The 10,027-nt window shown below is 64.7% G+C and carries 9 protein-coding genes; 5 read left to right on the plus strand and 4 right to left on the minus strand.

Going from position 1 to position 10,027, the window contains the following annotated elements; genetic code table 11:
- Positions 1-889 precede the first annotated feature (889 nt).
- Complete coding sequence (locus VFF46_RS04900; RefSeq protein ID WP_325035810.1) at positions 890-2,134, plus strand: DNA (cytosine-5-)-methyltransferase; 1,245 nt, start codon at positions 890-892, stop codon at positions 2,132-2,134.
- On the opposite strand, the gene VFF46_RS04905 is transcribed toward VFF46_RS04900, so the two are convergent.
- From VFF46_RS04905 to VFF46_RS04915, 3 genes are all read right to left on the minus strand, one after another.
- On the minus strand, positions 2,127-2,543 hold the full coding sequence (locus tag VFF46_RS04905) for a very short patch repair endonuclease (RefSeq protein ID WP_325035811.1): 417 nt from the start codon (positions 2,541-2,543) through the stop codon (positions 2,127-2,129). The two genes, VFF46_RS04900 and VFF46_RS04905, sit on opposite strands and share 8 nt — an antisense overlap.
- A 9-nt stretch (positions 2,544-2,552) precedes the next feature.
- A complete protein-coding gene (locus tag VFF46_RS04910) occupies positions 2,553-3,527 on the minus strand; it encodes a NaeI family type II restriction endonuclease (RefSeq protein ID WP_325035812.1) in 975 nt (324 codons plus the stop codon).
- A 77-nt stretch (positions 3,528-3,604) separates the two neighbouring features.
- Positions 3,605-4,549, minus strand: a complete 945-nt coding sequence (locus VFF46_RS04915; protein WP_325035813.1) for a NaeI family type II restriction endonuclease — start codon at positions 4,547-4,549, stop codon at positions 3,605-3,607.
- Between the two features lie 96 nt (positions 4,550-4,645).
- On the opposite strand from VFF46_RS04915, the gene VFF46_RS04920 reads away from it, so the two are divergent.
- Positions 4,646-5,836, plus strand: a complete 1,191-nt coding sequence (locus tag VFF46_RS04920) for a restriction endonuclease (protein ID WP_325035814.1) — start codon at positions 4,646-4,648, stop codon at positions 5,834-5,836.
- 34 nt (positions 5,837-5,870) lie between these two features.
- On the opposite strand, the gene VFF46_RS04925 is transcribed toward VFF46_RS04920, so the two are convergent.
- Positions 5,871-7,001 carry an epoxide hydrolase gene (locus tag VFF46_RS04925; protein WP_325035815.1) on the minus strand — a complete coding sequence of 377 codons (1,131 nt, stop codon included), beginning with the start codon at positions 6,999-7,001 and terminating at the stop codon, positions 5,871-5,873.
- A 48-nt stretch (positions 7,002-7,049) separates the two neighbouring features.
- On the opposite strand from VFF46_RS04925, the gene VFF46_RS04930 reads away from it, so the two are divergent.
- The 3 genes from VFF46_RS04930 to VFF46_RS04940 all read left to right on the plus strand — a co-directional run bounded on the left by VFF46_RS04930 (position 7,050) and on the right by VFF46_RS04940 (position 9,940).
- Positions 7,050-8,066 (plus strand): helix-turn-helix transcriptional regulator, encoded by a 1,017-nt coding sequence (locus VFF46_RS04930; protein ID WP_414673034.1) that lies wholly within the window; start codon positions 7,050-7,052, stop codon positions 8,064-8,066.
- 81 nt (positions 8,067-8,147) lie between these two features.
- Positions 8,148-8,939, plus strand: coding sequence for an SDR family NAD(P)-dependent oxidoreductase (locus tag VFF46_RS04935; protein WP_325035816.1), 792 nt, complete (start codon positions 8,148-8,150; stop codon positions 8,937-8,939).
- A gap of 35 nt (positions 8,940-8,974) precedes the next feature.
- The gene (locus tag VFF46_RS04940) at positions 8,975-9,940 is read left to right on the plus strand and encodes a sigma-70 family RNA polymerase sigma factor (protein ID WP_325035819.1); all 966 of its coding nucleotides are present in this window, start codon (positions 8,975-8,977) and stop codon (positions 9,938-9,940) included.
- The last annotated feature ends 87 nt before the right edge of the window (positions 9,941-10,027 follow it).

Here is a 10,027-nt window from a genome sequence, read left to right on the forward strand (position 1 = left end):
GAAGTTGATCCCCACCTCATGCGCCCGCTCCATGATCGCGTGCGCATCCCCCACCTCGGTCAGAGGCCCGAAGTTCATGGTCCCCAGAACGATCCGACTAACCTGCAGTCCCGTCCGCCCAAGCTGAGTAAATTCCATACCCCCCACCCTCGCCCGCCGACGGCGACACTTCAAATAGAAGAATCAGCACAAAGCCATCACCCAAGCTTCTGAGTCAACCCCCTCCGCGCCACCACAGCGGGCCGCCTAGTGGCCCTGTTCCTGTGGCACGGACCCGGGGGCGACCTCGTCCTCGGAACGTGGTCCTCCGCGAGCCCTCCAGCCGGCGCCTGTCCTTCACCGAAATGGCTCATGAACGGGGCTTCCGTCCCAGCTCGGACCTTCTGGAACGCCACGAACGCCCCGCCACCCTCGACGAGGAGGCCCGCCGCTGCACCTTCCTCCTGAACCTCCGCGTCGGCGGCGCCATTCTGGAACCACCGAAATCGCGTTTACCCAAGACGCAACCCGCTCCTCTCCGGCACCAACCTTTACCGAGGCCCTCTGCCGAGGCGTCACCGTGCCAGGTCACCGCCGACCTCACCTGCTCGTCGCGTCTGCGCGCCGTCACGCGGTTACACATGGTCAGTCTGCCCGGTTGTCGATGGCGCAGCCGGCGGGCGTCCCACCTCGACTCGTGTGCGACCGCTAAGCTCTGGTCTTGTTCGATCCCCTGGCAGAGCGGAACCAGCCGGCATGAGATGCGCCGAGGCCATTGAGCCCAAGGCTTCATTTATGGCCCGTGCTGGCGCTCCCGAGCGCTCGTGTCGGGATGGGGCATCGGATTTGACCAGGCGGCGGCCCATCTCTACACTCGAACAAATGTTCGAACTACGGGGGAGGTTATCTCGTGAGTTCATTGCGAGTTGTTGAGATCTGTGCCGGAGCAGGTGGCCAGGCTCTTGGCCTGGAGCTCGCCGGGTTCGATCATTGGCTTGCGGTCGAGCTAGATGCCATGGCCGCTGAGACGCTGAAGCTCAATCGCCCGAAGTGGGACGTGCGCGTTGGTGATGTAGCTGACCCGGCTGTCTGGGATCCGAATGACTTCCGTGGCGTCGATCTGCTCGCGGGTGGGGTGCCGTGCCCGCCGTTCTCGATCGCTGGTAAGCAGCTTGGCGCGAATGATGAGCGCGACCTCTTTGCCTGGGCTGTTGAATTGTGCGGCATCATCCGGCCGCGTGCCCTGATGCTTGAGAACGTTCGCGGCCTGTCTGCGCCTCGCTTTTCCGCCTATCGGCAGCACGTCCTTGATCGATTGAACGAGCTTGACTACGTAGCCGATTGGCGCCTGTTGCAGGCATCCGACTACGGAGTGCCGCAGCTCCGTCCACGCTTCGTCCTAGTAGCTCTGAGCAAAGAGGACGCGCCGTACTTCACGTGGCCGGAGGCCATGCCAGTCCGGCGAACCGTTGGCGAAGAACTCGTAGATCTGATGGCCGCGAATGGCTGGATGTACGCCGAGCACTGGGCGCAGCGGGCAGACAAGATCGCACCGACGATTGTCGGTGGATCGAAGAAGCACGGCGGAGCCGACCTTGGTCCAACGCGTGCCAAGCGTGCCTGGCGCGAGCTGGGAGTCGACGGCCTTGGTGTTGCCGATGCGGCCCCATCAGCAGATATGCCACAAGACTACGATCCCAAGCTAACGGTCGAGATGGTCGCGCGGCTGCAAGGCTGGGATGAGAAGAAGTGGAAGTTCGCCGGCCGTAAGACTGCGAAGTACCGCCAGATCGGTAACGCATTCCCACCGCCGGTCGCTAAGGCTATTGGCCGGCAGATAGTCGCCGCCCTCAACCACGAGGGCGAGCCGCGTGTGCAGACCGAGGCAGTCGCGCATGACGAGGTCTTCAGGCTTCTCCGAACCGCCACGGCACCGGTTACTGTTGCTGAGATCTTCGATCAAATCGGTGGAAAGCTAACCTGCGAAGAGATCGAGTTGCGCCTCAAGCATTTGATGCGCGACTTCAACATGCAACTGACCGACTCCCCGGCAGGCCAGCCTGCGTATACGCTCGGCGACTTCCGGGCCTTTATCGGCCAGGATGACCACATCCGCCACGAGTATCTAGCTCAAATGCGCTCGAAGGTTAGCTAGCACTGGCTCCCAGTGCAGCGATGACCTTCTCGACTGCAACCTCGAGCGCCTCGTGCTCCCAGATGCGGACGACTGACCATCCATCCGCGCCTAACGCAGAGTCAGCCAAGCGATCTCGCTCTACGTTTCGCTGTAGCTTGGGCGACCAGTACTGCGAGTTCACCGATGGATTGCGCCCATGCTCAGGGCAGCAATGCCAGAAGCAGCCATCAACGAACACCGCCACCTTGCGGGCTGTGAAGACGATGTCAGGCCGGACCCGGCGTGACGAGGTATGGACGCTGAGATCCTTGCGGAAGCGGTAGCCGGAGCGGTGCAAGGCCGAGCGCAGCAGGATCTCTGGCTTGGTATCGGTTCTCCGAATGGCCTGCATGTTCCGCGATCGGCCCGGCGTCGTGGGTGTCTGCATTAGCCGGTCCTACTGCCGCTTGCGTACATCGGGCAGCTTTGGTGCGGGCTCGATCGCGGGTTCGCCCGCATGTGCAAGTCGCCACTGCCGTCCGTCGAGTTCGACTGTCCACGGCGCGTCCGCCTCCGCAGGCACGACTCGCAGGCTGATGACCTCGCCTGGATCGGGCACCTCGGCTCCAAGCTTTCGGGCGACGGCGCGGTGCGCCTCGTAGTCACCCCCAGGAATCAGGTAGCCGGCCTCGCGAAGCGTGGTACGAGCCCCGTTCCCATTGTCCCGGAGCCGCGCCATGTAGTCGTCTTGCTTCGCAAGGGTGGCGATCGTGTTCCGGCCGATCCGCCGCTCCGTCACGAGGCGGAGCAACTCGGTCACACGAGCCTGACCTGACCTTGGGGCAAGGACCTTCTGAAGAGTCAGAGCATCCAGGCTGAGTAGCACATTGGGCGGCAGGCTCGCGCCGTAGTGCAGCCACGCGATCTGCTGCCGTCCCGGCAGGCTTAGTTGGGTCTTGCCGTCACGATTCGCGCTGGATCGCCGGTTCGCGTCGGTTGCTCGTACGACCCCAAGGCACCACGTTCCCTTTGCATCATCAGCCCACGCCACAAGCAGCAGCTGCCCGAAGCACTCGGGCGGAAGCATCCACAGCCCCATGCCCTGGGAGAACTTGCAGTCAACGTCGTACCCGCAGATCGAGTAGTCGAGCGCGTGATCCTCAACGGAGTCATCGATGACGTCATCGAACTCGCGCCGCAGGTTGATCTCTAGGAGCGTCCCGTAATGAGTTTTCTCGGTTTTGAACAGCTGATCCCAGCGAAACCGGCCCGTGTGCTGCCCGTCGTACAACTGATCGAACGTGGCACGAAATACGGCCGCGGCCCGCTTACCGTCAGGGTCAGCCTTGTTGAAGGCTTGAACCACCTCGTCACGCGCAGGGTCGTGTTCAAGTTGCGCGGTAGGCATACCAGGCAGCGTCAGGTCACTCACGGCTACTGACAATACCGGTCTGCGGCAGCTGGCGGTGCCGCTGAGCCACTGAGTCCCGGCTGGCTGCGGGACACCGATCACCTCGGGACGATTGGTGCAGGGACTACTGGATCGTCTGGGGTTGCCCGCCGCCACCGGGCTCCCTCAATCTCGGCGCCAGCCGAGTTCTCCGATGGCACGACGCGGCACACGACGAACTGACCCTTGTCCGGCACGGGGAGGCTGAGCGCGGCTGCGACTGCCGGATCGCTGTCCTGATGACCGAGTACCAGCAGCCCCTCAGGGCGAAGCATCTCGCGGGCGCCGCCATTCGATCGCATTCGCTTCATCGGATCGTCGAGACCCCACCCGACTGTTTCGATCGTCGTCCTGCGCAGGATGACGCCCTGAAGCTCCCTGCAGAGCTGGAGCAGCCGCGCCTGCCCGTGCCGCGTGCGGGTCCGTCCACGGGCGTGGAAGACTCGGTCCCGTTGTGCCGCTGACATATGCAGCAGCTGGTTCGGTGCTAGACCCGGATGCCCAGCCCAGAGCCACCGAATCTGGTCAACGCCTTCCCGGGTAAGTTTCCGTTTGGCGTCCCTGTTCCTCGACTCTCGCAGCGCGCCAGATTTCGCACGCACCAGCCCGGCGCGCCATGCGCTGTCCTGATCGCTGGCCCAGACAACCAGAGCCAGATGCCCGACGAGTTCCGGCCCGAACTCCCAGCCGCCGATGTCCTGCGAGAACTTACAGTCGACGTCGATGTCAGCGATCCGGTAGTCGGTGACGTCGCCGTCTGCGAACTCGAACTCGCGGTGGAGATTGATCTCGATGAGCGTGCCCATGTAGGTCTTCTCGGTCTTGTGGAGCTCGGAGTAGCTCCACCGACCGCTGCGCCTGCCGTCGAGGAGCTGATCCAGCGTGTCGCGTACGACGCGCGCGACTCGATCGCCGGAGGGGTCCAGCCGGAGAAGTTCCGCCGCGACCGTGCCTATCGCTAGTCCTCGTGCCTGCGGGGATCCTCCTGGCAGCACTTCCGGCATCCCTCAGCGCCTTCCTTCGGTCAGTTCTGGGCGTGGTGAGCTTAGTCCGATGCGGCGAGGGATCGCATTGGCTGGTGGAGCAGGTAGCCTGCGGCGGTGGCTTCTGGCGCTGTCTTTCCGTTTGGTGGTCTTGAGTCTGCAGATCTGATCGTCGACGCTGCTTATGCAGGAGGGGAGGCTGGTACTGCGGCGGATGACGCGCTGGCTCGGTTGCTGCCTGTTGGCAATCAGGGTGGCTTTCGGCCGAGCGGGTCTCCGAGGTCTGGAACTGTCAAGCTTGCTGCGCTGTACACCTCAGGTACGGAGGTTGACTGGCCGGACGTTCTCGACACTCGTACTGGTGTGTTCACGTACTTTGGGGACAATCGGCACCCGGGGCGCGAACTTCACCAAACTCAGCGTGGCGGAAATCTGTTGCTGCGGGAGGCATTTGCCCTCAGCCACGGCAGCTCGGATGATCGACGAAAGGTTCCGCCATTTCTCCTGTTTCACAAGGCAATTCCAGGCCGCAGTGTCGCCTTCAACGGACTGCTGGTGCCGGGTGCGGCTTCATTGACGAGCGATGAGGACCTGGTCGCGATCTGGCGCTCCACCCGAGGGCAGCGCTTTCAGAACTACCGTGCTCAGTTCACGGTGCTCGACGTCGGTCGCGTGCCCAGAGCCTGGATCGCTGATGTCCTCGCCGGCAGAGGGTACGAGAGCGAGCACTGCCCGGCAGCGTGGAGAGCGTGGGTGGATGGAAGAGCGTTCATCCCGCTGGCGGCTCCCGCTACGGCCGCGGTCAGGGCAAAGGATCAGCAGGTCCCTCGTGATCTCGTGGGGCGCGCGATTCTTGCGGAGATCCGCGAGCACTTCCGCGGGCGCGAGCACTCGTTCGAGTCGGTAGCTGTTGAACTGTGGCGCCTTGTTGCCCCAGCCACCGGGCGGTGTGATGTCACACGCCCAAGCCGTGATGGCGGGCGGGACGCCATTGGCGAGTACATGGTTGGACCGAAATCTGATCCGATCATCCTCGACTTTGCGCTTGAGGCTAAGTGCTACAGCCCGGAGACGACAGTCGGCGTTCGTGACGTAGCGCGGTTGATTTCACGTATCAGGCATCGCGAGTTCGGCGTGTTCGTCACGACGTCGTACTTCGCAGCGCAGGCATACACGGAGGTTCGTACCGACCGTCATCCGATTGCATTGATCTGCGGCCAGGACATCGTCGATGCGCTGAAGTCTCACGGGTACGCCGACGTAGCCAGCGTCCGCGCTTGGCTTGACCGGATATCGCCCACCACATAGCCCGGCTCCGGGGAGAGCCGGGCTATGGAGCGGATCAGAGGTTGCTGAAGAACTTGCGGAGGTCCGCGGTGACGTCGTCCGGGCGTTCCAGGGCGGCGTAGTGGCCGCCCTTGGGGAAGGTGGACCAGTGGGTGATGTTGGGGTTGTCGCGGGCGGCTAGGGGGCGGATGGTTTTGAAGTCGTCGGTGAAGACGGCTACGCCGGTGGGGGCGTGGTTCTGGGTGGGTTCGGTCGTGGCGTTGGCTTCTTCGTAGTGGTAGCGGCCGGCGGCGGCTGCGGTGTTCGTGAACCAGTAGAGCGAGACCTCGGTGAGGATCTGGTCGGGGGTGACCAGGCTGGTGCCGTTGCCGAAGTTGTTGAAGAGTTCGTTCCAGGCGAGTTGGCCGACGGGGGAGTCGGCGATGCCGACGGCGACGGTCTGTGGGCGGGTGGCGTTGATGGTGTTGTAGCCGCCGACGGACTGGAACCACTTCAGGTGCTCCAGCGCCGCATAGTCCTCCGGTGTGAACTCCGAGAACTCGGACGGGTCGCCGGACGGGAACGAGAACAGCTGGAGGACGTGCAGGCCGAGGAAGCCGGGTGGGTTGAGGATGCCGAGTTCACGGGCGACCATCGCGCCGGCGTCGGAGCCGTGGGCGCCGTACGAGTCGTAGCCGAGGCGGCGCATCAGCGTGTCGAACGTGCGGGCCACCCGCGCCATCGTCCAGCCGCGGTCGACGAGCGGCGTACTGAATCCGAAGCCGGGGATCGACGGTACGACGACCGAGAACGCGTCGTCCGGTGAGCCGCCGTACGCCGCGGGGTCGGTGAGCGGGCCGATCATGTCGAGGAAGTCGACGAACGAACCCGGGTACGTGTGGGTGAGCAGCAGCGGGGTCGCGCTCTCGACCTTCGACGGTACGTGGATGAAGTGCACGGTCTGGCCGTCGATCTCGGTCAGGTAGTGCGGGAACTCGTTCATCCGGGCCTCCTGGGCGCGCCAGTCGAAGCCGGTGCGCCAGTGGTCGACCATCTCGCGGAGGTAGTGATTCGGGGTGCCGTAGTCCCAGTCGTCGCCGGGCGCCGGCTCCGGGAGGCGGGTGCGTGCGAGGCGGGTGTTGAGGTCGTCCAGGTCGGCCTGGTCGATCGTGACGGTGAAGGGCCGGATGCTCTCGTTCGTGTTCATGGCTCTACCGTAGGATCCGTATAGGAACATTAGATTCCTAATTAGGAGATGGATTTGCTGGAGACCTCGCAGCGGTTGCTGGCACTGCTCGCGTTGCTGCAGACGCGTCCGGCGTGGACCGGTGGCGAGCTGGCGGAGCGGCTCGAGGTGACGACGCGGACGGTGCGGAACGACATCGACCGGTTGCGCGAGCTCGGGTATCCGGTCGACGCGACCCGCGGTCCGGCGGGGCACTACCGGCTCGGCGTCGGCGCGAAGCTTCCGCCGTTGCTGCTCGACGACGAGGAGGCGGTCGCCGTCGCGGTGGGTCTGCGTACCGGAGCCGGTGTCGTCGGTATGGCGGAGAGCAGCGTACGGGCGTTGACCAAACTCCAGCAGGTCCTCCCGCACCGCCTGCAGCGTCAGGTCGACGCGATCAACAACGCGATGGACAAGGGCCTCGACAACACCCGGTCCAACATCGACCCGCCCGAGATCGACACAATCCTATTGTCGACAATCGCCGCCTGCATCAGGGACGAGCACTACCTGCGCTTCGAGTACGTCGTACCGGAGGGCGACTCGCTCTACAAAGCAGGATCGAGCAGGACCCAGGACCTGCCGATCCTGGTGGAGCCGTACCGGTTGGTGAGCTGGCACGGGTACTGGCATCTGGTTGCGCGCGACGAGGCGGGGGACTGGCACACGTACCGGGTCGACTGGATGTCGTTGCGGATGGCAACGGGCCGGCGGTACAAGGCACGGCCGATGCGGGACGACGAGTACGCGGATTTCGTACTGCGGGACGTGGCGTCGGCGGGGTGGAAGGTGCATGCGCGGATCACCGTGTACGCGCCGGCGCGGGAGGTGTTGTCGCGAATCCACGCGGCGGTCGGGATCGTCGAGTCCGTCGACGAGAACACCAGCGTCCTGGTCACCGGCGCGGACTCCTACGAGCTGATCGCGGTGTACGTCGGCATGCTCGGCCTCGACTTCCGGGTCGACGGCCCACCCGGTCTGATCGCCCACCTTCAGATTGTCGGCAATCGGTACCTGAACGCGATTGGGCAACGGCGGCGCCGATGACTTTCTCCTTGCGACCGCCTCTGTATGGGTAGGTGCAGTCGCAGCTCACGCGCTCGCGTGAGCATCGAGAAAGAGAAGAAAATGTTGCTGGAGAACAAGAACGTCGTCGTGTACGGCGCCGGCGGAGCAGTCGGCAGCGCGATCGCCCACGGATTCGCGCGGGAAGGCGCCAGGCTCTTCCTCACCGGGCGAAATCCCGACAACGTCGATACCGTCGCCAAGGAGATCGTCGCCGCGGGCGGATCCGCCGAGACCGCTGTGGTCGACGCCAGGGACGAGACGTCCGTCACCGAACACCTCGACGCCGTGGTCGCGGACGCCGGCGGCATCGACGTGTCGTTCAACGCGATCGGGATCTCAGCGCGAGGACTGCAGGGAATCCCGTTCACCGAGCTACCGGTCGACAACTTCATGCGACCGATCACGACGTACGCCCAGGCTCACTTCGTGACCGCGAAAGCCGCCGCGCGGCAGATGATCCCTAGAGGTTCTGGGGTGATCATGATGCACACGCCAGAGCCCGCCCGGCTGAGCATGCCGCTGGTCGGTGGCATGAGTGTCGGCTGGGCGGCGATGGAAGCCCTCAACCGCGCGTTGTCCGCCGAATGGGCGCAGTACGGCGTCCGCTCGATCTGCCTGCGCACCACCGGCATGGTCGAGACCCCGATCATCGACGTCGTGTACGGGCTGCACGCCGACGCGCTGGGTATCTCCAAGGACCAGTTCACCGCCGCGGCCAGCGCGCTGACCCATCGCAAACGCCCCACCACACTGGCCGAACTCACCTCGGTCGCGGTATTCCTCGCCTCCGACCAGGCATCCGCCATGACCGGAACCGTCGCCAATCTGACCGGCGGACTCATCGTCGACTGACCGCGACACATCGACAACGGAGTTCGGAAAGGCAGATCATGCGCACCATGGTGGAAGCGAAAGCCGGCAGCGAGGATTTCGGAACGCTGAGCGAACCGTTCCGGCGAGAGTTGCTCGCCTACTGCTATCGCATGCTCGGTTCGGTCCACGAAGCCGAAGAGGTGGTGCAAGACGTCCTTCTCGACGCTTGGCGTGCGTACGACAGGTTCGAGGGCAGATCTTCGCTGCGTACCTGGCTGTACCGGATCGCGGCCCGGGCGTGTTTCAAGGCGCTGGAGAAGGGCCGACGCAGGCCGCTGCCGGCCGATCTCGGCGTCCCGGAGGCGAACCCGCAGGCCAGGCTGGTCGAGCGGACCCCGGAGGTGCCGTGGCTTCAGCCGATACCGGACATTCTCTTCACCGCCGCACCGGTCGATCCGGCAACGGTTGTGGTGGAGCGCCAGACGATGCGCCTCGCCCTGGTAGGCGCGCTCCAACAGCTGCCACCGCGACAGCGCGCCGTGCTGATCCTGCGGGACGTACTGCAGTGGCGGACCGTCGAGGTTGCCGAACTGCTGGGGATGACGACCGCAGCCGTCAACAGCACCCTGCAACGAGCCCGCGCCCAGGTTCCGCTCCGCGAAGACGACCTCGTTGAACCTGTGGAGCCGCAGCAGCGGGCACTGCTCGACCGGTACGCCAAGGCGTTCGAAACCGCGGACATCGACCAACTCGTCGCCGTACTGACCGAGGACGCGCGCTGGGAGATGCCGCCCGTCGCGACCTGGTTCGAAGGCCGCGACACCATCGGCGCTTTCCTGGCCGGACAGATGCGGATCATCGGTCCAGCCGAACTGGTTGCCACCTCCGCCAATGGACAGCCCGCCTTCGCGGTGTACGCGCGCGGCCGCGACGGTGCGTGCCACCCGCACGCGCTGCACGTACTGACGCTCAACCCCCGGGGCATCAGCAGGATCGTCGCGTTCCAGGGCTCGGGGTTGTTTCCGCTGTTCGGACTCTGACCAGGCGACGGCATGGCCGAACAGGAACGGCTCAGCGAACACGACGCCGCGTTGCCTGCGCAGTTGCGGCTGTTCTGCCAACTGATG

Source organism: Kribbella sp. (assembly GCF_035655035.1).
Taxonomy (GTDB): Bacteria; Actinomycetota; Actinomycetes; order Propionibacteriales; family Kribbellaceae; genus Kribbella.

What these genes read in the sequence shown, in the direction of transcription:
- VFF46_RS04935 (WP_325035816.1), top strand. Translation starts at nt 8,148, where the DNA reads ATGTTGCTGGAGAACAAGAACGTCGTCGTGTACGGCGCCGGCGGAGCA.
- VFF46_RS04930 (WP_414673034.1), top strand. Translation starts at nt 7,050, where the DNA reads ATGGATTTGCTGGAGACCTCGCAGCGGTTGCTGGCACTGCTCGCGTTG.
- VFF46_RS04915 (WP_325035813.1), bottom strand. Translation starts at nt 4,549, where the DNA reads ATGCCGGAAGTGCTGCCAGGAGGATCCCCGCAGGCACGAGGACTAGCG.
- VFF46_RS04905 (WP_325035811.1), bottom strand. Translation starts at nt 2,543, where the DNA reads ATGCAGACACCCACGACGCCGGGCCGATCGCGGAACATGCAGGCCATT.
- VFF46_RS04925 (WP_325035815.1), bottom strand. Translation starts at nt 7,001, where the DNA reads ATGAACACGAACGAGAGCATCCGGCCCTTCACCGTCACGATCGACCAG.